This window comes from Actinomycetospora sp. NBRC 106378 (assembly GCF_030269685.1).
Taxonomy (GTDB): Bacteria; Actinomycetota; Actinomycetes; order Mycobacteriales; family Pseudonocardiaceae; genus Actinomycetospora.
The window spans coordinates 70,510-97,368 of record NZ_BSTT01000002.1; the positions used below are offsets into that span (position 1 = coordinate 70,510).

At 67.8% G+C, this 26,859-nt stretch carries 10 protein-coding genes; 2 read left to right on the forward strand and 8 right to left on the reverse strand.

Annotation, left to right across the window (positions count from 1 at the left end; genetic code table 11):
- Nucleotides 1-700 precede the first annotated feature (700 nt).
- The 8 genes from QSK00_RS04775 to pglW all read right to left on the reverse strand — a co-directional run bounded on the left by QSK00_RS04775 (nt 701) and on the right by pglW (nt 20,798).
- Nucleotides 701-1,189 carry a hypothetical protein gene (locus QSK00_RS04775; protein WP_285588119.1) on the reverse strand — a complete coding sequence of 163 codons (489 nt, stop codon included), beginning with the start codon at nt 1,187-1,189 and terminating at the stop codon, nt 701-703.
- Nucleotides 1,190-1,385: 196 nt separating this feature from the next.
- A complete protein-coding gene (locus QSK00_RS04780) occupies nt 1,386-3,482 on the reverse strand; it encodes a DEAD/DEAH box helicase (RefSeq protein WP_285588120.1) in 2,097 nt (698 codons plus the stop codon).
- Entirely contained in the window at nt 3,479-4,780 is a 1,302-nt protein-coding gene (gene brxD, locus QSK00_RS04785) for a BREX system ATP-binding protein BrxD (protein WP_285588121.1), read from the reverse strand. Before brxD ends, QSK00_RS04780 begins: the two co-directional genes overlap by 4 nt.
- A complete protein-coding gene (gene pglZ / locus QSK00_RS04790) occupies nt 4,777-7,404 on the reverse strand; it encodes a BREX-2 system phosphatase PglZ (protein ID WP_285588123.1) in 2,628 nt (875 codons plus the stop codon). Before pglZ ends, brxD begins: the two co-directional genes overlap by 4 nt.
- Nucleotides 7,401-11,066 (reverse strand): DUF6079 family protein, encoded by a 3,666-nt coding sequence (locus QSK00_RS04795; RefSeq protein WP_285588125.1) that lies wholly within the window; start codon nt 11,064-11,066, stop codon nt 7,401-7,403. Before QSK00_RS04795 ends, pglZ begins: the two co-directional genes overlap by 4 nt.
- Before the next feature lie 120 nt (nt 11,067-11,186).
- Nucleotides 11,187-11,978 (reverse strand): DUF429 domain-containing protein, encoded by a 792-nt coding sequence (locus tag QSK00_RS04800; RefSeq protein ID WP_285588127.1) that lies wholly within the window; start codon nt 11,976-11,978, stop codon nt 11,187-11,189.
- 114 nt (nt 11,979-12,092) lie between these two features.
- Nucleotides 12,093-15,971, reverse strand: coding sequence for a BREX-2 system adenine-specific DNA-methyltransferase PglX (gene pglX / locus QSK00_RS04805; protein WP_285588128.1), 3,879 nt, complete (start codon nt 15,969-15,971; stop codon nt 12,093-12,095).
- Nucleotides 15,972-16,661: 690 nt separating this feature from the next.
- Nucleotides 16,662-20,798, reverse strand: a complete 4,137-nt coding sequence (pglW, locus tag QSK00_RS04810; protein WP_285588129.1) for a BREX system serine/threonine kinase PglW — start codon at nt 20,796-20,798, stop codon at nt 16,662-16,664.
- A 205-nt stretch (nt 20,799-21,003) separates the two neighbouring features.
- Here pglW and QSK00_RS04815 point away from each other — a divergent pair, with 205 nt between their 5' ends.
- Nucleotides 21,004-24,030 (forward strand): helicase-related protein, encoded by a 3,027-nt coding sequence (locus tag QSK00_RS04815; RefSeq protein WP_285588132.1) that lies wholly within the window; start codon nt 21,004-21,006, stop codon nt 24,028-24,030.
- Nucleotides 24,023-26,749 (forward strand): DEAD/DEAH box helicase, encoded by a 2,727-nt coding sequence (locus tag QSK00_RS04820; RefSeq protein WP_285588134.1) that lies wholly within the window; start codon nt 24,023-24,025, stop codon nt 26,747-26,749. Before QSK00_RS04815 ends, QSK00_RS04820 begins: the two co-directional genes overlap by 8 nt.
- Nucleotides 26,750-26,859: the final 110 nt, after the last annotated feature.

Genomic DNA, 26,859 nt, shown 5'->3' on the forward strand with positions numbered 1-26,859 from the left:
TCGAGCATAGCTGAGCGCAATCTGCGCGCTACAGCATCGCTATCATCGATGCCTCCGAGTCGTACTCGATCGGCAAGTTGCTGACAAGGAAACAGTTGGAGCGTGGACGACGGGCTGTATGACTCCCGGGGCCGTGGTCTGGGGGCTATTGGTCTGGGAGCTAAAGGTCTGGGGTTGTTGGTCTGAGAGCCTCGAGCGTCGACTGAAGGGGCTCCTCAACTATGTCGAGCTCTTCATTAGGAAGATCGACTACTCCCGCGATGAGGATGTCCTTACCTGCCCTTGATCGCATGCAGGAAAGACAGGCAACGTCGTCAGCCTCCGTCACCGCGCTCGTCTGTCCCGCTCTTGACCCTGAGGAGGGAGGGAGAATAAGGAGTTCGACCCAGTACCGCCAGTACCCGATCTCTGTCGTCGTCTTCTAGTTACGGTTCAAGAATTCGACCATCATTGCGTCAGCGGTGGTCGTTGCCAACTCTCGATCGCAGAAGCCACGTTCGTTTGTTAACGCTTACCGCTCAAAAGAACAACTGCGGCGGCGGCGCAACCTTTGTGGCCTGGCCACAACAACTTCTGTGGGCGACCAGGGCAAGCGGGCAATCTGGATCACGGGGCGGTAGGCTGACCGATGCCGCGCCAGGTCATCCACACTGGCGGCGTGGATGCGGCAGCTAGGCCTTGGGTTCAACGGCGCTATCGGTCAGAGCTGGGACAGCAGAGCGGACCAGGCGTCGAAGGACTCGATCAACCCTTCCACGACGTCGGGGTCTTGATCGTGCCCCTCACCCATCGCTACGGCGAACAAAGCATAAGTCCAGGTGCAAGCTCCTTGCTGCGTTTGGTTCCCAACGCAGCGTTCGAGCTCGCCGACCATTGCAGGTAGAACCCGCTGTTCAAGCAGCATGTCGAGGCCGGCCTCGCCGTACGAAGCTAGAGCGTTCGCTCCCAGTGCGACTCGGTCTCGTGCTGCCGAGATCTTCGCAGTCTCAGGAGGCGATGCAGAAAGGGAAGTGTTCCCGGCATCGTCGAGACCTGTGAACAGTGCGCCTGCAAGGTAGGAGGCGTGGGAGCGGTTGTAGTCACTCCCGGGGTTCTCTTCGGAGAACACCCAGGCCATGACCCCCTGCAGGAATAGCAGCTCGAGGGCGGGCACGTCCTCGCGACGCAGTCGAGCAAGGGCATCGATCATGGTGCCCCGAGTGACGCTACTTGTCACGATCTATCCTCCAAAGTCGCACTTGCCGCGCCTTGCTGGACCGACCGCTCACGCGGACGTGCTGCCGACCGTAACTCGACCGTGATTGCGCAGGGTTGGCGGGGGCCGGTTGAAAGAGGGCAGGAAGTCTCCGACCCCATAGTCGGTCGCCAGACTGTCCAGCTGCGCGCTAATCGTGTGCGATAGATCGAGTCTCCCCGAGGACAGCTCGTGCACCTGAGCGGTCGACGAGCCGTTCGGAGACGGTACGGCGGGCCATCTCCACGGGCAGAGCCGCGGAGAATTTGAGCCCACGCACCGCCTGATCGTTCACCGGCGGCGCGACCAGGTCTACGTCCCCGGCCGCTCGCAGAGCCTCGGCGGCCTTTCGTGGGTCGAGCCCGTGCCGGAGCCGGACGACCTGGTCCCCGAAGCGTTGCGCCGGGTCCACGAGAGACGGCAGCGACGCGGCAAGTGTCCGATTCGCTGCGGTCCCGGCCCACGTCCACCAGTGCAGGTCCCCGTCAGGCGAGGATCGAAGGATCGTCGAGCCGGCCGCGACGTCTCCGGAGTGGTGCGCTCGAAGCTCGTTGAGCGCCGCGAGCGCACGCCGAGACATCGTGACGCCCGCCGGGTTCGCGCCGAGGAGGACGTCCCGCATTCCGCGGGTGATCTCGAAGGACAACCCGCCGCCCGTGCCCGACCACCGTGCCCGCCCGGGTAGATCCGTCGGCTCCACCCAGCACCGCCGGCGCTTCCAGTCCACGTGAATGACCAGCCAGGTGCGGCCGCCGAGCAGAAGGACGCGCGGAGCGCCTCCCGTGTCGGCGACCAGTACATCGTCGCCGACCATGCCGACCTCGGCGCGCCCATGCAGCACCGTGAACTCCGGCGGCGCGGTGAAGACGGCGAGCAGCTCCATGAAGTGGCGCCGTCCGAAGCGACGCTCGGCCTCTGGTCCGATAGCGAGTAGGTCGCCGTCGGGCTCGAGGAAGCCGCCGTCCTCTAAAAACGCCAGCACCTCGGCACCGTCGTCAAGCACAGAGAGCCCAGACCACCAGTCGTGCCACGTGCGTCGGCCGAGCGCACCCTCCTGGAGCGCAAGCGCCAAGAGCTGCTGAGCGGCGATGTGCCGAGGAAGAGGCGGTGCCGAAATCGGTTCCACCCAGTCGGTCGCCCAGCGGTGGAGAAGCCCGGCTGCATGGAGCACCTCGTCGAGACCAAGACCCAGGAACAGGCAGTTGCGCACGGAGTCAGCTCGCCGGCCAGTGCGTCCCAGCCGTTGCAGGAACGAGGCGACGGTGCGCGGAGCGCCGAGCTGGATCACGCGGTCGAGGTCACCGACGTCGATACCGAGCTCCAGGGTCGACGTCGCGACGATGACGCAGTCGCGTGCTTCGGCGAACGCCTCCTCCGAGCGTCGTCGTTCGGCGGCGGACAATGAGGAGTGCGAGAGGAAGGTCGACACCTCGCGGGCGCGGAGGGCGTTTCCCAGCTCCTCGGCGCGACGGCGACTGTCGACGAACACCAAGCGCTTTTCACCGCGATGCAGCGTCGAGATGACCTTGGCGGCCCCCTCGACCGACCCGACGTGGTCCAGGGTGACGTCGCTGACCGGCGGAGGACCTGACACAGCGACCACATCGCGGCGGCGGGTCACGTGCGGGCCCTGCAACCAGGCGAGCAGCTCGGCAGGGTTGCCCACCGTTGCCGAGAGGCCGATTCGCTGCAGCGGTCGACTGGCCAGCACCTCCAGCCGCTCCAGAACGGCCAACAAGTGCGAACCACGGTCGTCACCGGCGAAGGCATGCACCTCATCGACCACGACGGCCTGCAGATCGGCGAAGAACCGGTGGGCGTCGAGAGAGGTCGAGACCAGCATCGACTCGAGCGACTCGGGGGTCGTGAGGAGCACGTCCGGCCGGTCGCGGCGGATAGCAGCACGCGCGGTCGCCGAGGTGTCTCCGTGCCAGAGTGCCGCTGTCCGACCTAGCCATGCCGCGTACGACGCCAACCGTGGCTGCAGGTTCGACAACAGCGCCCGCAGCGGGCACACGTACAGCACGGAAACCCCGGCCCATCCCTCACCGGTCATCCGCGAGAGGACGGGGAAAGCAGCCGCCTCTGTCTTTCCACCGGCCGTCGGGGCTAGCAGCAACGCGTCGACTCCGTCGAGGACCGGCCCGACCGCTGCCTCCTGCAACGGACGGAGCCCCGGCCACCCCAGGGTGTTGACGATGTGGTGCTGGAGGACGGGGTTCAGGCGGTCCGCGGGGGAGGAGCTCACAGCTCGATGTCGTCCACGGACACGGCCGACGCCTCGGCCTCGGCGGCGGTGAGTTCGGAACGGTTCACGGTCAGGGCGTAGTGCTGACGCGGATCGAAGTCAGCGAACTGATCTACCCGGTCGAGGACGTCGGCCACGAGCTTGCGTAGGAACAGCCGGGGCGCGACTCCCACCCGTCCGCCCAGCCGTCCCGCCACGGCTGACGCGAGGTCGCGCACGTAGGCGTCGTCGACCAGCGAACGAATCCGGTCTGGCGCTGCGGACCCGTCGGCGTAGAGATCCCGAACCCGAACACCCAATTCAGTGAGACCGTCCAGGTCGAACCCGAGCAGCCGCACCTGCGGGGCTCGCGGGTTGTCGAAGCGAGCGTCGGTACCGAAGTCGGTGTGGAGTCGGTCGGCGAGCGGCTGGAGGGTCTGCACGCCCTGCCGCCCGTCGAAGAACGCCGGCGTCCCCGTGATGACGAGGTACAGCCCGGGGAAGCGACCGGCGTCGACCTCGTCGATCAACTGCCGCAGCGCGTTGAGCGCCTTGGCTCGGGCATCGCTCCGGACCCGTTGCAGGGTCTCGACCTCATCGAGGATCAGCACGAGTCCGGGATGACCGGCGTCGCGCAGTACGATGAGGAGCCCCTGCAGGAACGAGAGCGCCATGAAGTGGTCGACCTCGCCCTTGACGCCCCCCGCACGCCGAGCCGCCGCTGCGACGTGCGGCTCTCCCGCCAGCCACGCTGCGAGACCGTCCGCGACCCCCGCGTCGTCGGAGGCGACGGCGGCGCGGTAGCCGCGCAGTCCGGTTGCGAAAGCCGGCGTGCTCGTCGCCAGCGCCGCGAGCCGCGACCCCATCAGCTCGTCAACCGCCGCGCCCAGAGCCTCGTCGTCAAGGTCGCCCGCGGCGAGGGCGTCCTCCTCCAGTGTGAACAGCCAGGCGTCGAGCACTGGGCGGAACGCACTGGGCGGCGCCGTTGCCGTGGTCAGCCGTTCACACAGTCGGCGATAGACCGTCTCCAGCCGATGCAGAGGAGTCTCGGTCTCCGAAATCTGCACCTCGGCAACGGCCATGTTCGCGGCCTTGGCGCGCTCACCTAGCCAGCGGGAGACGAACGTCTTGCCGGCTCCGTACTCGCCTCGAATCGCCGTGAAGGAAGCCCCACCCGAGCGGCAGGTCGCGAGGGACTCCTCCAACCCAGGGGCCAGACGCTCGAGACCGACCGCGAGCAGGTCAAGCCCCGAGCCCGGCACGGTTCCTCGCCGCAGCGCGCCGAGGACAGCGTCTCGCCGGACGGGACTGACGCTCACGTCGGGAACTGCCGGTCGAGCAGCTCGCGGTCAACCGCGACGAAGGCTCCGCCGTCAACCAGTGAGATCACCGGGTAGGAGTCGCGGTTCAATACCTGGGCCATCACCGTGATCAGACCACGTAGGCGTCCGACCTGCCGTCCCGCCGCGGCGGCAACCACCGACGCCGGCGCTCGACCGCCGGCGTTGAAGACGAGATCGACGACAGAGGCAAAGACGGCGGGCTCGGGGACCGAGCGGCTCGCCGCTCCGCTGTGAGCCTGGCGGAACGCCGCTCCGGCGATCAGCTTCTGCCCACGTGATGTCGGAACGGCTGCCGCCGGTGCCGGCGTCTCCACCGCAGCCGGAGCGTCGAACAGTCCGTCACCTTCCTGCACGGCCGCCTTCCGTCGAGGCTGCTTCCGCGACGGAGCAGGTACAACGACCTCGGGGGTCGGCGTTTCATGGCCGTCCCACCAGGCCGGTGCCCCGCCGACTCGCACCGACCAACCGTCGGGAATCTCGGCCCCCGGCGGCACCAGCCCGATCAGCGGGATCGCGACCTCCGCGAGCGTTGCACCGCCGTGGTAGCCGGCCGCCGCCTTGCCATAGCGAAGACCCTCGACAGCGGCGAGCACGGCGCGGCCGGACTCGGTCAGCACCCGTGGACCGGAGACCAGTACCTCGTCGGCCTCGACCGCGCCGTTCTCCGGTCGCCACCGAGCCCCGCCACCGGTCGCCGGACGATGGACGGAGCCATTCTCCAGCACGTGCCCGTGGTCGGAGACGAGGAGCACGAAGCGGCCCGTCTCCCGCGCCCGGCCGAGAACCTGCGTCAAACCTGGAATGTCATCCGGCGTCCATTCGGGTCCTGACGACGACCGCCCCTTCCCGAGCGCATCGTCGACGGCGTTGAGGACAACGGCGACGGTTCCGCACCGCGAGTCTGGGGCAAGTGCCTCGTCGAGCTCGGGTCCGATGTCCCACCCCGGATCGCCCTTCACTGCTGCTTTGTGCAGGAGGCGAGCCGAGCGGCCTCGCCAGACTTCGAGCTGCCCGAACTCTGCGGCCTCTCTGTCCTGCTTCCCGCGCACAAGACGCCCGCGCAGCAGGGAGGACCGACTGAACTCCGTCTCGGTGGGCAAGACAGCGAGAACGGCCTCGCGCCCGCCATCCTCCGCGGCGGTTGCTTCGGTCCAACCCTGCCCCGCGAGTGCGTCGGTGAGGTCGCCGGCGACGGCGCCTGACATCCCGTCCACCACAACGACGAGGGCCTCGTTCCGCAGGGACGCCACCCGTTTGGCGAGGAAGGTCTCGACGGCGAGCAGCTGAGTCGGAGTCTCTCCAGCCGCCGCAAGGCGACGCGCAAAGGCCACGTCGATCTGCGCACGCACCGCGACCACGTCGCGACCAATGTCGCGTAGGGTCGCCCTGACCCGTTCGTCGGGATCGCCCGCGTGCACCTGATGGAGGGCCCGGTCGACCCACGACAGCTCTTGAGCATGCCTGGTCAGGCCCTCGGCGATCCCGTTGACCGCTGTCTCCGGTTCCGTGGCAAGCCAGCGACGCAGCCGCAGCCCTGCGTGCAGTCGGTCGTAACGATGCGGTTGCCGGGTTGCGTCGTCATGTTCGCGGACGTACTCCAGCGATCCTGACGACAGGTCGTGCGCGGCCAGGGCAAGCCGCTCGGTGTAACCCCTGGGCAGAAGTGGACTGTGAATCACGAGTTCGGGGGCAGCGAGCTCGTCGAGCATGGCGCTCGCGCGTGCCAAGACGCCTTCGGAGGGACGCAGTCGCACCGCTTCGAGGGCTTGGGTGGCCAGGGCAGCGACTGCAGAGCGAGCCGGGTCCATGCCGAACCTGGACTGGGTGGCTCGCCCATAGGCGATGTCTGCCGTAGACCCAGTGCCACCAAGGACGGCCTGCAGCACCAGCAGGTCGGCGAGGACGTCGTCGCGCCGCTGAGCGAGGTCGCACAGGACTCCCGCGCCGTCGCCGAGGAGAAAAACGAGGTACTCGCGCAGCCCCGCCCGTTCAGCGGCTTCGCGCTCCCGCCACCGTGCGCGAACCGAAGACTCGTCGAACCGCAGGATCAAGTCGGCCAGGTCGGCCGACTCCGGGTCCTGCCCGAGGCGATCGGTCGCCACCATGGAGAGCGCCCGACGACGGGTGAGGTCGGTGCCGAGCTGGCGGCGCAACTTCTTCTCCGCAGCGAGATCCAGCAGAGCATCGACCAACCAGACGTCGCGCTGAATGCGGCGGTCGACAATGCGGGAGCCGAGAACGCTTTGCAGCAGGGTGTACCGGTCAGCGTCGTGCAGCATTTCGCTGTCGAGCCGGGCGAGCACCGCATCGCCGAGGTCGGCCTCCGGGACATCGGTGACGATCGCCAGGACCGATTTCTCGCGAGACGTCCAGGTAGCGAAGGCGTCAAGCACCGCAAGGACCGAGCTGCACGGCGCCACGGTCACGGTCCAGCCGGATTCCGTGGTGTGTTCGGTCGGCCCACTCCACGCGTCAGGTGCGTCATTACGGATCCCGACTGCGAAGGCAGCGCTGCCGTCGCGTCGCTTGCTCCGCGTGCGTTCTTCGACCTTCGCGACGACGGCTCGCTCGGTGGCGGGTAGCGCGGGCGCCGTGGTCATCGCTCGACGACGCGGTAGGTGATGTCGATGGTGGCATCCTTGGACACCGCGTCGCGAAGCCGGGCCAGCACTTCGTCACGTGGTCCCACATCGCGATGTTGCATCGACCCCGACTCGCCGGCGCCGGCGCCGGTGGCACCGGTCGTGACGACGGACTTACCGGTGGACGAACCGCCGATGACCGGCTCGCGCCCGACGGTCTGCGTTATCAGTCCAACCGTCGCCCGGTGGGCATCGGCGAGGGTCTTCCGCAGGCTGACGACAAGCTCATCCGCAGCGGCGCCCTCGGCGAGGGCACTGCGAATCGCCTGGGCGCGCTCGTCGGTCGAGGCCCGGAGGTGCTCGAAGATCTGACGGTCGACGCCGCGGAGCGCCGCGGTGACGTCATTGGCCGACGACATTGAGGTGAGCAGGGTTCGCAGCGGCACCTCGTCGAGGTCGGCCTCCGCCAGCGCCTCGGCGACCTCGGTGGGTTCCGAGCGCACCCGCAGTGCGTCCAGCACCCGGACCGCCACCGTGGCCGTCCGGCCACGCGCCGGGTTGTCGGTCGGGTCGACGCCGAAGAGGGCCCAGTCCTTCTCCAGCACGGCCAGCAGGTCCGCTGCCGGCTCGCGTCGAGTCGCGGCGGCTGCGGTCACCGTGCGGGCCATGCGTGCGACGGACCGCGGGGAACGGACACGAGCGTCGAGGTTCGCCCCGAACAGCACTGCGGCCCGCTCCACCGCGGTGGCCCAGACCTCCGGCTCCGGAAGCCGGGCGCGCCGCAGCACCATCTCGTCGCGCACGTCATCGACGGTATTCGGCGGCTCGATCGCGTCCCCGCGATAGGACCAGGAGCGTCGGCCGAGCTCGGCGTAGGTGAGGATCACGAGGTTCGCGACCTTTGGGTCGAGCCCGTACTCCTTCGGGATGGACCGCCGCACCTGGCCGACGCTCGGCTCGTCGTCCGGAATGAGGCGGTCGAGCTCCCGCTCCCAGAAACGGTCGAGCGTGAACGGCCCGTCAAGCAATTCACCGAGGCGCAGCGGGTGCGCCACGCGCTGGAGCGCGGGTCGCTCCTGACGCTCGGTCTCCGAGAGACGCTGGTCCTCGGACTCCGCCGCGCGGCGGACGACGTCGAGCACCGTGCGCAGTTCGGCCGCCGTGACAGCGGTCCCCTTGTGCTGCGGGTCGAAGTCGGGGTGCTGCGGAAAGGTGTGGGCGAAGCACTGGTCGACGAGGCGATCGAGCGCGTCGGCGAAGGGGCGTCCGACGCCGAGCTCGGGCGAGAACGTGGGGTCGAGGCTCGCGAGGTGCTGGGACCAGTCGAGCACACTGGCCGAATCGGGCTTCGCGAGCCCGTAGGCCTGGCGCAGCACGGTCCGCAGTTCGGCGCGCAGCGAGTCGCCCTGATTACGGAGCAAGTCGATCGCGCGATAGCGGTCCTCGGGCCCGAGGTGAGTGGCGGTCTCCTGCAAGCGATTGCCGAAGAGGAGGTGGTCGATCCGTACGAGAGTGCCGATCTTGCGCTGGACGTCGCCGGTGACGAACGCCGGGAGCCAGGCAACGGTATTGCGCGGGGCCGCCGCCCGCAGGTCGCGGACGCGGGCGAGATCGTCGGCCGCGTTGTGCGTCGCCTGGTCGAAGGGATAGTCGATAACGAGGCGCCAGCGGTCGCTCTGAGACGGCTCGAAGAGCTCATCGCGCAGCTCGGTGCGATCGCGGACGTTGCCGTAGACGATCTCCAGGACCCGCCGGCTGCCCCGCCAAGTGACGGTGTGCGTGACGTCAAGTCCGCCGTCGTGCTTGACGCCTAGCTCAGCGAAGAGCAGGTCGCGGACCAGCCTCCGTTGGGCGCCGGCGTTGTCGACGTGCGCGACGCGCTCGTAGATCACCGACAGGTCGATGCCCACGAGCTGCAGTCGCACGCTCGGGTCGTCCTCGTCGCCGACCTTCAGCTCTGCGACGCGGCTCGCCCAGGTGCGGAGCCGCCGGACCACCTCGGCGACCTCCTGGCCGGGGATCATCGAGGTGACGGTGCCGTGGTTGAGGTGGGCGAGACGGCGCGCGGTGAGACCCTGCAACGCTCCGACGTGCGGGGCCAGCGCGGCAAGGAGCAGCGTCTTGACGAGGCGGTCGTCGGATCGGAACGCGTTCCAGGCCGCGGTTTCCACGGGCGCCCGGCGCTGCGCCTGCTCCTCGGTCATCGAGCGCTGCTCGAGCAGCAGGGGGCGGAGGGTGTGCTCGTAGAGCGAGCGGGCCTGGTCAAATTGGACCTTCAGCTCATGGGTGAACGGCTGGTCGGCGCCGTCGGCGATGGCGTCGTAGAGGTCGCCCAGCGGGACGATCTGGCCGAGTCGCAGATCGTCGCGCCGCTCGACGAGGATCGTCCACATCAGCTTGATCGCGGTGCGCTCGCGCTGGAGGGCCGACGACACCTCGATCAGCGTGGCCATGAAGGCGGGACTAAACGGATAGGTGCGTCGGAAGCCCTCTGCGTCGCCGTCGGAGAGCAGGACGTCGCGGGTGGCTCCCGGGAGACGGTCGGTGCGGGCGAACGCCGCCGCGATCTGCTCGCGGGCACTCTCGCTCACGGGCTTCAGCACGCGCTTCTCGGCGATCATCTCGAGGTTGCGGTCCTCGAGGTCGACGCGCCCGAACCGGCCATCCCAGTAGGACAGCTGATCCTGGAACGACAGCGACTCCGCGCCGGTGCCGTGCTGGCCGATGAGTTCGCGCAGGTCGCGTTGCCGGGCGATGAGGCTGACGATCGGGATCGGGCGGTTCGCGTCGGACGACTCGACCAGCTTCGCGACCTTCTCGGCCTCGCGACGGACGAAGTCGTCGTTGCCGATCCGGCCCGCGAGCCACAGGACGAGTTCGTCGAGGAAGAGCACGACACCGTCGAACCCGAGTGCCTTCGCGTGGCGGCTGATCGCGGCGAGACCTGCGTCGAGGGTGACGAAGGCGTTGGCGGAGCCCTGCACTGTGCGCGTGTAGTTGGGGAAGAACACCGGGACGACGTCGGAGATCAGCGCGCGGGCCTCCGAGGACTCGGGACCGGCCGCAAAGGCAGCGTCGAGACGCTCAGGGGTCCAGCCGGCCTCGAGGTCGCCCCACTCGTCGTCGCCGGATGCGGGCAGCTGGGCGAGGAACGCCTCGTCGCCGAGGATCTCCCGCTGGCGGCGAGTGTCGTCGAGCAGGCCCTGAGCTCGGTAGACCGCGGGCAGGGGGGCACCGGGGTGGTGGGCCTGGATGTACTTGACGTAGTCGCCGAGGATGGCCGACTCGAGCGTCTCGGCGCCGATCAGGTGGAACGGCACCTGGAGGAACCGCTTCTCGCCGAGCCAATGGTAACGGGCAAGCGTGTCGGCGAACTCCGGCTTGGACCGGGCGCTGACGTCGCCGTCGAGCAGCGCGTCGAGCACGGCCATGAAGTGGCTCTTCCCGGAGCCGAATGACCCGTGCAGGTAGGTCGCCTTCGAGCGGCCCTCCGCGAGCGCGGAGTCGATCAGGCCGAGGGCCTCGTCGAACGCCACCCGGAGCTGTGGCGTGACGACGTACTGCTCGACAGTGCGCAGACGGTCGGAGACACCCTCGGTCAGCTTGAGAACGAAGTCTCCCTGGTGGACGCGCTCCGGGATGTCGATCAGTTCGCGCAGCAGCGGCTGTGGTGTCGTCACCCTCGTGTGCCCCCTCGAGATCCGTTCTGCCGGCTCATTGTGGTCACCCGTCCCGGCGCGCCGACACCCCGGTAGGGGTACGGGGCCGGAGCAGCGGCGCGTCCGGTCGTTGGTGGACGTTCAGGGAGAGGCTGGCCTCGGATCGACCTCGTGGAGAGGGAGGGACGGGACCGCGATCCATCCTTCGATCTCTGCGATCCGGCGCTCGTCGGTGTCCGACGCGGGCGGCGGCTCCACTCCACCGGGTGTCATGGCCGACGCAGCGACGAGTGCGGCAACCAGCGCGTCGATGACGTCGTCGCCGTAGGTCTTCGACTGGAGCACCGCCTCGCGAACTTCCTCGACGTCGACTGTGTGGCCGACGGCGTTCAGGATGTCTTTTCGAGCTTTGGCCCAATTGTCGCCGTTCTTGTAGCCCGGCATATCGAGGTGCCAGTGCCGCATCGCGAGGGCGGGGTAGACCTCGATCAGTCGCCCGGTGCCGACCCGATCATGCTTGGGGTCCCTCGAGCGCCACGCGTTGAGGATCGAGGCGCACCGCATCGCCGTCGCGCCGATGTAGGTCGAGGAGACTGATAGGGGCTCTTTGAAGCGGGCAGCAACTTCCCGATCGGTCAGTCGCAGGCGCAGTATGCGGCGCGCTGCCGGACCCTCTCCACCAGGCCATGTCCGCCCCGCGGCATGAGCAGACACAGCGTCCACGAACCCTGCGGGCCAGCCGAAGGGGCAGTCGATGCCGACCTTCGCGATGCCAATTCCAGCTATGGCCTCCACAAGCTGAGCATCGGACATTCTCCGCGGTAGGACAGTCGCTCGCGGCTGAGCGTCGTCCCAGTCAAGCCGAACTACTGCCGTCCCGACGGGCTCGGCAGCGAGGTCGACTCCAAGGGTTGCGACAGTCACAGCTGCCACCAGCAGAGCGGGTCGGCGTCAGAGCCCGACTGTGCACCTCCGGTCGTCGGCAACGCGCCGCGGTGTCTTGGCGGGCTCACGCATCGGTCCTGTTGCCGTCGGACTGGGCGCGCCTCATGGCAGCTGGTAGCGAGTGCCACGCTTCTGGCCAATGGTGCTGAGCCGGGCGTCCTTGACGAGAGAGGTCGCAACTGCCCGGGCGCCCGCAGCGTCGAGACCAGTGACGTTGCGGATGTCTTCGTTGGACAGCGGACCGGAGACGGCCGCGGTCAGGACGGCGTCGATGAGGGCGGGGTCGATCGTCTTCGGCGCGCGCGAGGTCTGGGCTCTCCCGGTGCCGGATGTGGCCTGCTTGCGGGGGAGCGGCGAGACGTCGACACGCCCCTCGGGGCGCCAGGCCGCGAGACCCGCCGTTGTGACCCCATACTCGACGAGCTGGGCGTCGAGGAAGCCTTGGTAGACCTCGGCGGGAGAAGAGCCGTAGGCGGGATCGATCTCGCCGTGCCATTGCTTCACCCAGGGCATGAGTTCGGCGAAGCCGGCGAGCAGGGGGAGCATGCGTTCGTCACTCCAGCCGTCGTCGCCGCGTCGGATGGTGATCAAGACGGCAAGGGCTTGAGCCTGTTCGCGGTGGTCCCAGCCGGCCCAGCCGAGCAGGAGGCTGCCGTCGCCGTCGCGGGAGGCGGCGGGATAGGAGATGAAGCGCTCTTTGGGTACGTCGAGCTTGCCACGGTGGTGCCAGTACGAGGTGCGCAGGAAGTCGCCGGAGCCATATTTCGGGGGCACCGGGACGTCGCCGACGACCTTGCGGACCCGGTCGCGGACCTCGGGGTGGGTGGGGTCGTCATACCCGAGTTCTGCGGCGACCCGGTCTTCCTGTCGCTGCAGGTCCCAGGTCCGCTCCCATTCGCGACGGTGGGCGAGTCCAGCGGGCTTGTAGCGGAAGGCGGCGAGAAACGGCACGTGCTCCCCATCGACGAGGACGCCGACGACCGAGGCGAGGTCGACGTCGGTGCGCCCGTGCGTCTCCTGCGCCCACAGCCCAGCCACCGACACGAAGTCCTCGTCAGCGCGCAACGCGTCAGCCAGGGTGGCGACGGTGCGCGGGCTCGGCTGCTCGGCGCCTGAGTCGTCCATGGCGAACCACAGCGCGCGATCCTCTAGCCGGTCAAGCAACCACGTCTCAAGTGCCCGTGCCTGCTGCTTGTCCCATGGCTCGCTCGCCCACCGGCGTTTGCACTCCGGCCGCTCGATTAGGGCGATGTCCCTACGTCGCTCGATGAGCTCTATCCGGTGCTCGACGATGGTGCGGTACCAATCCGGCCAGTGTCCCGGGAGTTCGGTGATCGGTGTTGAGCCGTGCCGAGCGAACCACTGAGTCTCGGTCCGCCCCGCCGCGACTTCGCGTGCCAGGACGATCTCAAACGCCCGTTCACCAAGGTCCAAGCCCGGCACATCTTCGGGTTTCCCGACAACGACATCGACTCGCTCGGCGTCCGACAGCAGCCCGTAGAGGTCGTAGACCCCCCAGTCCAACTCCTCCTGCTCGGCGATCATGCGCGCCCGAAGGTGCAGGTATCGGTCGTGCGCGTCGGCCAGCAGCTCGCGGGTCGGCGTGTACTCACTGGCCACCGACTCCGGCGAGACCGACGACAGCTCCGTCGCGAGCCCGTCCAGCCGCCGCCCCGCCTCTCGCGGCAACCGTTCCGGCAACGGGAACTGCTCAAGCTTCGTACCGGTGAACTCGTAGCGGTGTTCCCACGGTTCATCTGCACCTGCCTGCTCGGCGCCTGGTCGTCCTTTGTTGTGGCTGACTTGTCTCATCCAAAAGCACGCCGCCGACGAGTTTAGGATACCGAGCAGCTCCAGGTGGTCGTCCTCGTCCGCCCCCTCCGGCAGCTTGATCACCGGCGCCGAACGGTTGAAGACCTTTCCGCCCCTGTCGAGCACGAAGTGGTTGTGCGTCGCCACGAACGCCAGAATGATCGTTGCGGGTGCGGCCTTCGGGTCTCGGGTGAGCTGATGCCACTGAAACCATGGTCGACCTTCGCAGAAGTAGGTCGAACCGCCGAAAGTCGCTCTGTTGCCCAGGACGGTTCGACTAGGCCAGAGCCATTGCGCTACATGCTCTTCGAGTGTGTTCGTTGCCTCACATTCTGGCGGTGCAGAATATGGAAATACCGATGAGGTCGTTGGCAAGCTGCGCCAGTCTCGCAGTTCGTCGCCGAGCAGAAGTGTGCGAAACGAATTGTTTTGAAGACCGCGGCGTTCGAAACTAATTCGCGGCGCCAGGAAGACTTCGTCGGCATTGGTCATACCGAACACGCCGATTCGGAGGATCGAAGAGCCGAGAGTGGAGAGCGCTCCATGCTCCAAGCGCTCAAATAGCTCCCCTGACCCGCCACCCGAAAGTGACCAGGGGTGCGAGGTGAGCCTATCGCGAGGAAGGTCGACGACACTGACCCAGTCGGACTCGCTGTCGGGCTGGTCGACCTGCTCGACTATTGCCGTCCACACCAGACCCATCTCTGGGTCGGCGGGCTGCTTGGGCTCGCCGCGGGTGCCGAGGACGGCGCGGACGGTTCCACCCGCGCGCGGGTAGGCGCGGCGGCCGATGAGGATGACGGTGGGGGTGCCGTGTCCAGGGATGTAGGCGCCGGAGGTGTCGATCACGTCGGTCAACGTAATCGTTGGAAAGAACTCGCCGATCAGCTTTGTGCCGAACTCGCGCTTCATGAACGCGTTGGATGTAATTTGACCGGTGTAGCCGGCGGCGCGGCCGTCGTAGTCGACGGTCTTCGCGAGGCGGAAGAAGAGCTGCGCGAAAGGCACCGTGAGCTGGTACTTCAGTCGACAGGCCGACCAGAGTCGGCGATACTCCTCGTTGTCGATGCTGTCCTTCGGCGTGATGTAGGGCGGGTTACCGACGACGACGTGGTAGGTGCCTTCCTCGAGAAGGTGCTGGTCGCGGTAGCGGTAGACGTCTTCGAACATGGTCGGGACCCCGACCTGCTCGTCGATCGACTCGAAAGACCCCTGCCGGGCGAGCGAACGCAGGGAGTCGCCGCAAGCGATGACTGGGCGCCAATCCTGCCCGATCGTCTCGTCGAGTCGGCGCACACCCGCGACCTGCCACGCTGCCATCGAGAGCCGGAAGCGAGCGATCGCGACGGCGAACGGGTTGACGTCGACGCCGTGGACCGAGGCCAGCGCGGTCGTCGCCAACGCGTAGGGCTCGAGGGTGGCCTGGTTGCGCCAGGCGTCGACGAGCCGGGCGAAGGCGTCGAGGAGGAAGTGCCCGGAGCCGCAGGCGGGGTCGACGATTCTGAAACCGCGGACGCCGAACTCCTCGAGTGCCGGGGTCATGGCGCGGTCGAGGATGAAGCTCTCGACGAACCGCGGGGTTTGCAGCAGGGCGTATTGCTTCTGGGCGGCCTCGGAGAGGTCCTGGTAGAGGTCGCCGAGGAAGCGGGTGTCCCAGTCGGGGTCGGTGAAGTCGTGACGCAGCGTGCCGTCGGCGTGGGTGCGACGCCAGAAGGCGACGAGGTCGCGGGCGGCGTCGTGGGAGATGGGGACCGAGTAGAGAGGGTTGTGATCACGGTCGAACAGCAAGCGGCCGGCCTCGCTGGAGCGAAGGACCTCGAACCGGCCTTCGAGCCAGACGGCGTCGTTGTGGTCGCGGTGGGCGCGGAAGTACTCGGCCTGGGCTTCTTCGGCGGCGTCACCGACGAGCGTCCCGTCGATCAGGCCGTTGTCCTCAGTGAAACGTAGGAAGACCGTGGAGAGCACCCAGGCCACGGCGACCTGAGTGAACTGGGCGTCGCGCCAGGCGGGCCACTCCGCGGCGGTCCGGCGGACGCGGCGCTGCTCCTCGTACTCCGCGCGCAGCGCGCGGGCGTGGTCGGCGACCTCATCGGTCTGGCGGTGCAGGTCGGTCTCGAGAAGTGTCACCTGCTCCTGCAGGTCAGCCAACAGCACCTTCGCGTCGATCATCGAGCCCCCACCGCTTCGGTTGTGCCGAGGCCGATCATCGTCTCAGGCGCCACCGCCGCTCGGCCATGGCGTCCGCCAACCAGCGGTCCGGAACCTTCTGATTCGACCGACCGGGCTGTTCGCTACGTTTTTCGACCGGTCCGTGATGGAGGGGGTTGCGTTGTCGATGTCCCGACGCGTGGTCGTGGTGTTGGGCGTCCTGTTCGCGATGGGGGTGGCAGCCACGACAGCCTAAGCCGCAGCACCTCGCGCGGCCGCGCCCACCATCAACGGCTGTGTGAATAAGCAAACCGGTGTGCTCCGTGTCGCGACACCGTCGCGGCCGTGTTTCACGCGGCCAGGGTTCCTACAGGAGACGCCCATCCAGTGGAACCTGACCGACGGCGGTGCACCTCCGCCGGTGACGGCTGGACAGCCCGCCGCGGTGGAGAAGCGCACGGTCACGCAGACCGTGGCCTCTGGCACCGGAGCGATGGTGAAGTCGACCTGTCGCGCCGATGAGACGGTCGTGACCGGCTCGTGGAAGGCCGACGGTGCTCAGCCCGGCAGTAAGCCTGCTGTCGGATACAGCCTCGGAACCACTGGCGAGTTCGACAACGGCTATCAGGCCGACGTGACCGCTGGTCCGAGGTACCCGGGTGATCCCGCACGGTGGTCGTCACGCTCAGTGCGACCCGTGTGAGCAGCTCATCAGGCTGCGTCGGAACCTTCCAGCCAGGCGGGGGAAGCCACGAGCCACTCCTCGCTCGACACCATGCCGATCGCTGCGCGGTCGACGTGGGGTGCCGCGCGCTCGTCCGCGGCGACGCAGAGTAGAACGAGTGACGTCGGTCCGCCGTCGCGTCCGGCGTTGCGTGCGGAGGACATCAGCCGCTCCAGCATGGCCATAGCGCCGTCGTAGCGTCCGAAAGGCGTGAGACCGTCGAGAGCGAGCACCGACTCAGCCCGCCACGACGACTCCAGTCGCGCCAACGCCAGTTTCACGATCTTGGTGAGATTTGTGCGCGCGCGATCCGGGGCGTCGTCGGCGTCGGCCCGGAGCACCGTCGCAAACGACCGCACCTTCTGCTCCGCGGCGATCTCGCGCATGGCGGTGGCGAACTCCGTCCCAGCGTCATGGACTGTCGCGCCCGTTGCGGCCGCGAGGCGACTGCGCGCCTCTTGCCACCGCGAGCGACGGGCGGTGACGATCCGGACGCCGCCATTCCGCAAGACGCGGTCGAGCCGTGGGTCTGCGCCGTCTGAGGCGATGGGCGCGGGGGTGAAGAGCGAGCTCGATGCAGCCGTCGTGGTGACGGGACGAATCTTCTGCCCGGTCCAGTCGACCGCAATGTCCATCGACCGGAGCAGGTCTCGGAGTGCGGCGCCGGAGGGCAGTGGGGGGAGCCCTGGAAAGCGGGCGGCGACCCGCGACTCGAAGACCTCAGGCTCCAGGCCGTCCGGCGGGATGGCCGCACCGGCCTGCGAGAGGCGCAGCGCTCGGGCGGGGGAGAGGTCAGCGGGGTAGAGCTCGAGCCGAGCATTGGCGAGCACTGATCCAGAGGCCGCAGCCGCCAGCCGAACGAGTCGCTGCTCGACAATGCCCGGCACGACGTCGCCGGAGATGGCACTGAGCTCGCGGATCACGGTCGTCGGGGTTGGGAGGGGCTCCCGGGCAGCAAGATCGACGGCCTTATCGCCGAGCCGCGCAGCCACTTCCAGCAGCGCGAAGTCGCTGGGGATGTCGAGGTCCTCGTCCTCAGTTACCTGCAGCGCGATGAGCATCCGGTCGTGATGACGGCGGGTTCCGAAGCGTGGATTCTCGGGGTCCTCGCCTTCCACGACGGCGCGCAGGGCGGCAAAGCCGTAGGCCCGGCGTCGGGTGGGGTCGGTCTCCGACGGGCAACCCCGCACTGCGAGGAGCTGGTCGGCCAGCTCGCTGGCGGTGGCGACGCGCCCGAGTTGCCGCAGAGCGGTCACGACCTGGGCTCGGGCCGCCGCGAGCTCGGCGTCACCAGACCAACGGTTGCGTTGCTTGTCCAGGAGATCGTTGAGCTGTCTAGGCGCGAGCCCGAAGCGGTCGGCCAACGCCTTGACCGTGGGCCATCGCGTATCTGGGAGTCGGCCACCGCGGTCGTCGGGAAGACCGAGAGCCCCGCGCACGATGGCGGCCTGATCGGCTCCGCGCTTCGGCGTGGCGGGAATCAGTCGCTCGACGAGCAGGTCGAGAGACAGCGCGGCGTCGTCGTCTCCTGATGCTTCGACTGGGGGCGTAGCGCTGCCCGCTTCCAGCCGGTCCTGCCATTCCCGCACCCGGCGAAGCAGTTCGTCGCGCGTCGGCTTCGACAGCCCGCGGGCCCGCCAGAGGTCGCGGATCGGGAGTGCGAGCAGCTGGCCGACCGTCGATGCTCCGAGGCGCTGGGCAACGGCGACGGCGCGCGGGCTCAGTCCAGCGGTGTCAAGGGCAGAGTCGAGCGAGGCGAGCGAGGCAACGCGGTCGCGGACGTCCTGCGGGTCGTCCGACATCGACGGGAGCGTGGTCGCCGGGCCAGTGCTGTCGGCCTCGGTGAACACGTCGTCCCACGCGCGGCGCATTGCCTCGGCAGACGGATGCCGATCGCCGGCCTCGCGGGCGAACGCGCGACGGAAGAACTCGGTGAGGGGTTCACGCAGGGCCGGGCTGAAGACCTCCTCGGAGATCGAGGCCTCGGCGCGTGCGACTCGTGGGTCAGACCCATCGTCGCCCCAGGTAGGCAGCTCCAAGCTGGCCATCTCGTGCAGTGTTACGGCAGCGCCGTAGAGGTCGGCGGCGTCGTCCCAGGCCGGTCGTCGGGCCGTGCCGAGCATGGGGTCGCGGTAGCCGTTCGTGCCGGCGGTGACGTCGGCGTCGGGGATCCCAGCAAGGGAGAAGTCGAAGAGGACGACGGAGGTGCCGCGCTTGGCGTGGGTGAGTACACCGATGTTGTCGGGCTTGATGTCGCGGTGCCGGACGGCGTTGCGCTCGAGGTAGGCCACGGCGTCGAGGAGCTGCGAGCCGTAGCGCTGCAGCATGTCGGGCAGCAGCGCGCCTTCCTCGCGCAAGTACCGCGACAGCGTCGTCTGCCCGGCGAGCGTGACCTCGATGGCCGTCCGAGTGCCCAGCGGGAACACGCCGCGTCGGAGCCGGACGATGTAGTCGTTCGCTAGGTCGGCGAGGACGGCGGCTTCGTCGTCGAGTCGGGCTGCGGCCTTGTCGTCGCGGCCGATCTTGAGGACGGCTTCCTCGTTGTCGCGGCGCACGAGTAGGGCGCGCGCGGTAGCGCCGGTACCGAGCCTGCTGACGACCCGGTACTCGCCGCCGACCACGTCGTCCGGTCCCGCTTCGTACGGGTCCGGCTCCGGGTCGGGGTGCACCGACTCGCGCAGCGAGGCCTCGGCGAGGCTAAGCAGCGTCAGGAAGTCTTCGATGTCCGGACACCGGTCGCTGATGATCGGGCGGGTGGCCTCCGCGACGAACGCGTCGACGTCGTCGGGCAGGGAGTCGTCGACGGCCTTGGGATGTAGTCCGTCGTCGGTGAGGAGGCGCTCGATCAGCTCGGCCTGCGTGGAAGCGGGCGCCTGACCCGTGAGGATGAGGTAGGCGGTGGCGCCGAGGCCAAAGATATCGATGGTCGTCGTGCCGTCGGCGTCTTCGCGGAACTCCGGGGCGAGGTAGGCCTGGGCGGCCTGCTCGACGTGCCGTCCGGCGTGGCTCGTGACCTCGACGCGGTGCCGGGTCTTCGACGAGGACAGTCCGCGGGCGGCGGTCTGCCACTCGCCAACTCGCAGCCGAGGGCCCTCGTCGGGAAGGTCCTCGACGATCACCGCGCGCGGGGAGAGCGCCCGGTGGACCAGCCGCCGGTCGTGGGCATAGCGGACGGCCTCGGCGAGCTGACGAATGAGGCCGAGCTTCTCAGGAAGGTCGAGGTCGCGGCCGTGTGTGACAAGCCAGTGATCCAGGCGCTGTGCGTCCGGCGACTGATCGATGAGGAGGGCTGGCCCCATCTCGTGGTCCAGCATGTCGGCCGGCACGAGTAGGCCGGGGTGCTGGATCCCTTGACCGGCTGCGAACTCACGCTGGGCAGCGAGTCGGGTGGACTCGCGTGCCTCGGGGTCGTCCTCGCGCTCGTAGAGGTAGATCCGCGCGCGGCGGTACGCGGCCTCGTTGTCCGGACGGCGGGCGTGGTGGTCCTGCCAGGTCGGGCCCGACTCGTACGGCTGCGGCTCGATGCGCCACGGACCGATCGAGATGCTCTTCTGCGTCCGGTGGATGCCGACCTTCTGCAGCAGCTGGTGCAGGCGCCGAGCGAACTGCTGGTCGATCGGCTCTCGCTGCGGCGGGGCCTCGATGAGGTCCATGACATGCGGCAGGTGCGCAACGTTGCCCTGAACGCCATAGAGGTGGTGCCGCTGGTTCTCCGACAGGTCCGCCTTCATCCCGTGCTCGGCCAGGAAGATCGACGCGGTGACGTAGGGCAGCCGCATGCGTTCGCCGCGACCTGCCGCCGCGAGGAGCGACTTCAGCTCCTTGGCCTTGAGGTCGGCGAGGGGGACCGGTGAGTCGAAGGGCGGCCGGTGGCGGCCGTCGTCAAGGATCCAGGTAGAGCCCTGGTTCGTCAGCCGGCCCTTGAAGTTCTTGATCTCGATGAGGTGCAGCCCGTTGGGGCTCGCGACCAGGAGATCTACCTCGCGGATGTGGCCCTGCTGCGAGACGAAGGTGAAGTTCGACCAGGCCTGGTAGGGGTGCCGTGGCGGCAGGCGCTCCTTGACGTAGTCAAGCGCTGCACGCTCCCACGGAAAGCTCGAGGGCGTGATCTGGTTCCAGACCATCGTTGACTCCCTCCCGTGTCAGCAGCGGTGATCCTGCCAGGCCGTCGCACTTCGGCCGCATCGGCGGGCCGCAGCCGGCGAGAACCTGACTGATGGCCCCAAAGGTGCGTCGACGGCATCAAGGTGATGTGGGTAACGTGCTTTGCCTACTGATCGACAGATCTCCGGCTAGGCACACGGCAGCGGGTCCCACGCGGAGGCAGACATGCGGCTCGAGGAGCTCGTCCCCGGGACGCTGGTGACCGGCGTTGCCATGAACGCTCCCGTCTCCGTCGTCGCGGTGGAGTGGTTCGGAGGCAACCGGCTGCTCCTGACCTATCGGCCCGCAGACGGAAGCACGGCTCGGGAGCTGGTGCTCAGTCGCAAAGACGAGGAGCGGCTCGCCGCCGCCACGACGAGCAAGCGGCAGTTGGATGCCGACCCAACAGCGTGGCTGCTCGGTACAACCGCGCTCCGCCTGAAGCATGCCGCGTTGGATCAGATGCTGGCGGTGAGCGGCGGCAACCTTCAGCCCCTCCCGCACCAGATCCGGGCTGTCTACGACGAGCTCTTGCCGCGCACACCCCTCCGTTTCCTCCTGGCGGATGACCCCGGCGCAGGTAAGACGATCATGTGCGGGCTGTACATCAAGGAGCTCCTGCTCCGCGGAGACCTTGAGCGCTGCCTGGTCGTGGCCCCTGGAAGCCTCGTCGAGCAGTGGCAGGACGAACTGTTCGACAAGTTCCAGCTGCGCTTCGAGCTGCTGACGCGGCCGCTGGTCGATGGAACTCTGGACGGAAACGTCTTCGACGAGCACCCGCTGCTCATCGCCAGGATGGATCAGCTCAGTCGCAACGAGGAGCTTCTGACCGCCCTCGGCGCGACCACGTGGGACTTGGTTGTCGTCGACGAGGCCCACCGGATGAGCGCGCAACGCTTCGGTGGTGCGGTGAACGCGACGAAGCGTTACAACCTGGGACGGCTGCTGGAGTCCACGGCTCGGCACTTCCTCCTCATGACGGCGACCCCGCACGCGGGAAAGCCGGAGGACTTCGAGCTCTTTCTGGCGTTGCTCGATCCTGACCGCTTCGAACCGGGGAACGTCCGCCGGTCGACGCGGGCCGAGGTGGACGATCTTGTGCGGCGCATGGTCAAGGAAGACCTGCTCACCATGGAGGGCAAGCCTCTCTTTCCCGAGCGGCGCGCTTACACCGTGGAGTACCAGCTCTCGGTCGAGGAGCAGGGCCTGTATGAGGCGGTGACGGACTACGTGCGCCACGGGATGGACCGGGCGCAGTCGCTGGAGGCCGAGGGGAAGACCGCACGGGGACGCACGGTCGGCTTCGCGCTGACCGTCCTGCAGCGTCGGTTGGCGTCGAGTCCCGAGGCGATCCTGCGCAGTCTGCAGCGTCGGCGCGACCGGCTGCATAAGCAGCTCCAAGAACCCGTGGTCCGCTCTGGGGTCCTTGGCGAGAAGCTTGACCTCCTCGAGGTGGACGAGGTGCCTGGGGGTGAGCAGGAAAGCCTCGAGGACGAGGTCGTCGACCTGGCTACGGCAGCGCGGTCACGCCAGGAGCTGGCTGGCGAGGTTGAAGAGTTGGACGGACTCATCCGTATCGCGGCTGACGTACGACGCCGGGATAACGACCGCAAATGGCAAGAGCTGAAGAACATCCTCGACCGCGGAGCCAGTGACAAGTCCGGTCGAGAGCTCTCGAAGCTGATTGTCTTCACCGAGCACCGTGACACCTTGCGCTATCTCGTCGACCGTATCGGTGGCCACTTGGGGGATCCGTCGGCGGTCGTCGCGATTCACGGCGGGGTTCCTCGCGAGCAGCGGCGGGCCATCCAGCACGAGTTCACGGCCAACGCGCGGGTCACAGTCCTCGTAGCGACTGACGCCGCTGGCGAAGGCCTGAACCTTCAACGAGCGCATCTCATGGTCAACTACGACCTGCCGTGGAATCCGAACCGTATCGAGCAGCGGTTCGGCCGAATTCATCGCATTGGTCAGTCCGAGGTCTGCCACCTGTGGAACCTCATCGCCAGCGACACCCGCGAGGGCGATGTCTATCTGACGCTGCTGAAGAAACTGGAGCACCAGCAGACCGTGTTCGCAGGCAAGGTTTTCGACGTCCTCGGGGAGGCTTTCCGGGAACGTCCTCTGCGCGACATGCTGCTCGAGGCTGTGCGCTACGGCGACCAACCGGAGGTGCGGGCGAGGCTCCGCCAGACCGTCGATGCGACCGTGTCCGACGGGCTCACACAACTGCTCGAGGAGCGGGCGCTCCTTCAGGAGACTCTCGATCCAGCAGCGGTCAGCGAGGTCCGTCGCGAGATGGAACAGGCGCGCGCCCGACGTCTCCGGTCGGCCGATGTGCGCGACTTCCTGGTCGCCGGCCTCCGCCATGCGGGAGGCCGGGTGACCGCTCGCAGGGACGGAAGCTGCGAGGTTCAGCGGGTCCCCACTGACCTCCGAGAGCGTGCACGAGGCAGGGTGCGACCAGCTCGCAGCTACGAGTCCCTGCGCTTTGAAGCCGACCCGTCCGACGTCTCGTCCACGGCTGATCTTGTGCGCCCTGGTCATCCGCTGCTCGATGCCCTCGTCGACCAGGTCCTCGATGACACGGTGACCGAGCGACGTCAGGGCTGCCTCCTCGTCGATGACCGCGGTGGCGCAGAGCCGCGACTCCTCGTCGCATTGGTGCAGTCCGTTGTCGACTCGCAGGAACCTCCAATGTCGGTCATGCGGCGCTTCGAGGTCATCGAACTCTGCCGGGACGGCTCCGCGGCCAACGTCGGGCCGCAGGCCCTACGGACGTACCGGGCGGCCACGGACGGCGAACGGGACAGGGCTACCTCGTTGCTCAACGAGGCGTGGCTATCGGACGGCCTGGAGAAGGCTGCGCGCTCGTGGGCCATCACGATCGCGCTCCCTCAGCTCGAGGATGAGGTGTCGGCAACGGTCGGCAATAGGGTTCAGCGCACCCGCAGGGCGGTCCTCGATCGTCTGAAGCAGCAGATCGCCCACTGGGACGGCGAGGCTGAACGGCTCGCGGCCGCGGAGCGGGCGGGGAGCCGGACGCGGATGCGCCCGGACAGCGCCGAGCGGAAGGCACGTGAACTTGAGGATCGACTGACTCGACGGTTGGCAGAGCTCGCCGCTCAAGAGCGGGTGGTCGCGGAGCCCCCGCGTATTGAAGCGACGGCCCTGGTCGTACCGGCGCGCTTGGTGGCGGGATCGCGTGGCTGAGGATCGGGAGAAAGCCCGCGCAGCCCTCCTGCAAGCCGAGGCTCTTCTCGCCCTCGCCGAGCAGGTGGAGGACGCGGTCGGCGAGCAGGACGCGGCCTTGCGGCGCGCTGTCGACGGCTCCCTGCTGAAGCTGCCACTGCCACCTGAGCGCGGCGCGGCGAATTCCGGCGTGGCGGCCATCGCTCTTGGCGTCTCCGGTCGCCCGAGTGTCCTTGTCGACACAGTTGCGGCTCAAGCGCACGCACGCCCTGCGCTGCAAGCGCAGCTGAGCAGTGCGTCGGCCATCCGACGCAGCCTCCCGAGTCTCGTCGAAGAGGCCCGGCCAGTAACCCAGGGACGTCTGCGCGGCCTCTTCTCGTCGAAGAAGACCCGTGAGCATGCCGAGATTCAGTTCGCAGCACTCGTCAAAATGCTCGACCACGTCAAGGCGAATGGCGTCGCGCAGGCGTGGAATTCGGCTCTCACGAACACCACATCTGGTCGAGCCGACGCGGTAGCGGCCACATCGGCCGCGTCCAAGGTCCTCGGCCTCGCCGCGCCTCGTGGACCGCACGTGTCAGTCAAGGTCGAGCAGCTCGACGTCATCCGACGCTTCCTGGCCATTGCGCCTTCGGTGCTCCGGCACCGTCCGCCCCTCGTCAGCGAGGTCAAGCGGACCTTCGAGTCCGTGCAGGACCGGATGGTCAGCAAGCAACTGGCCGAGATGCCGACAACGGCGCTGAAGCAGGCGACGGCAAACCGAGTACGGTTCAAGTCCTTGAGCGAAGCTCGCTGCCACACCGTTGATGATGTGCTGCGCGCCGGCTCAGCCAGGCTCGGCCAGGTGAACGGCATCAGCGAGACCACCGCCCGCCAGCTGTTTGCAGCAGCGCAGCGACTGCGCCAGGCCGTAAAAGATGATCTGCGGTTTCGCATCGATCTCGATCGCTCGGACACGCTCGTCACCCGACTTCTCACAACGCTCTTCCTTTTGCGTCAGTACGACCGGGTCTTGGAGGGACGAGGGCGCGACCTTCAGGCGGCTCTCGATCTGCTCCGTCCGCTCGCTGCCATTTCGAAGGAGGTCACTCAGCTCTCCATCGTTGGAGGCTCCGATCCTACGAACTTCCTGATGCAGATTCGGGAGACGGTCTCCGACCTCGAGGGAAGCGGCCTACTCCAACTGCTGACACAGGTGAGTCCTGGTCAAGGCCATGCCCCGGGCGCCGACAGGGTGTGGGACGACTTCGAGCGAGACAGTGCCGGCTACTACACCGTGCTCGGACAGATCGTCGAGCTTGACCTCGGCGAAGACGCTGCAGCCGGCAACCTACCGGCCGAGATCGTCGCAGCAGTCCACGCCCAGCCGTTGGACGAGGTGCTCCTCGAAGGCAAGGTCTCGCTGCGCGGCTATCAGTCCTTCGGGGCACGGTATGCGCTGGTACAGCGTCGGACGCTGCTCGGGGATGAGATGGGTCTGGGCAAGACGGTCCAGGCCATCGCCGTCATGGCACACCTCAGTGGCGGTGGCGCGAAGCACCACCTCGTGGTGTGCCCCGCCTCCGTGCTCGTGAACTGGACGAGTGAGGTACGCCGTCACAGCGCGCTCGAGGCGTTCCTTGTGCATGGCAGCGACCGCGACCGAACCTGGAGAACATGGCAACGTCGCGGCGGCGTCGCGGTGACTACCTTCGGAACACTGCCGGTGCTGCCGGCCCCACCTGCTCAGCTGCCCCTGATCGTGGTGGACGAAGCGCACTACCTGAAGAACCCGCAGACCCAGCGGGCGCGAGCGCTTCTGCCCCTCGTTGACCGCGCCGAGCGGGCGCTGTTTCTGACAGGCACGCCACTCGAGAATCGCCTCGGAGAGTTCCAACAGCTCGTCACGTATCTGCAGCCAGAGGCCGCTCGCCGCCTAGCGCAGATCGATGGCCTGGCTAGTGCGCGTCGATATCGGGAGGAACTGGCGCCGGTATATCTACGGCGCAACCAGGAAGACGTGCTGCAAGAGCTTCCCGACTTGGTGGTCACGCCCGAGTGGAGCAGCTTTACCGCTCATCAGATGCCCGGTTATCGCATGGCCGTCGCGGCCCGCAACTTCATGCGCATGCGCCGCGTGGCGATCGTGGACCATCCTGGACACTCGGAGAAACTCGCTCGGCTCCAGGAGATCACGAATGACGCTGCAGCGAACGGTCGGAAGGTAATCGTCTTCTCGTACTTCCGCGATGTGCTGGAGGAGGTCGCTGAGGTCCTCGGTGAGCGAGTCGTCGGCCCATTGACAGGCTCCGTACCCGCGACCAAGAGGCAAGCGATCATCGACGAGTTCGGTCGTGCTGGCGCGGACGCGGTGCTGCTGTCGCAGATCACCGCCGGCGGTACGGGTATGAACATGCAGGCGGGCTCGGTCGTGATCATCTGCGAGCCGCAGGTCAAGCCATCTCTCGAAAGTCAGGCCATCGCCCGGGCGCATCGCATGGGGCAGCTCCGGGGCGTGCAGGTCCACCGCCTGTTGACAACCGACAGCGTCGATCAGCGCATGGTCGAGTTGCTCGAGGAGAAGCAGCGCCTGTTCGACGAGTACGCCCGCGGCAGCGAGGTGGCGGCGTCCAGCGCCGAGGCCGTCGATGTCTCAGAGAAGAAGCTTGCTGCCGAGGTCATTGACCTTGAGATGGAACGGCTGGCGGTCAGCCGCGCTGAGCAGCTCGCCGCTGAGAGGGAGGACGAGGAGGACAACTGAACCGCCCTCCCAGGAGAACATAGATGCCGTGGCTCGTCTCAGACACCGGAGGAGCCAGTGAGTCCGGCTCGGACGCGACGAGGGAGGCTGGGGCGGATGGCTGTGGGCTG

Coding starts and splice junctions, on each gene's coding strand:
- QSK00_RS04775 (WP_285588119.1), bottom strand. CDS start 1,189: ATGATCGATGCCCTTGCTCGACTGCGTCGCGAGGACGTGCCCGCCCTC.
- pglZ (WP_285588123.1), bottom strand. CDS start 7,404: ATGACCACGGCGCCCGCGCTACCCGCCACCGAGCGAGCCGTCGTCGCG.
- pglX (WP_285588128.1), bottom strand. CDS start 15,971: ATGATCGACGCGAAGGTGCTGTTGGCTGACCTGCAGGAGCAGGTGACA.
- pglW (WP_285588129.1), bottom strand. CDS start 20,798: ATGGTCTGGAACCAGATCACGCCCTCGAGCTTTCCGTGGGAGCGTGCA.
- QSK00_RS04815 (WP_285588132.1), top strand. CDS start 21,004: ATGCGGCTCGAGGAGCTCGTCCCCGGGACGCTGGTGACCGGCGTTGCC.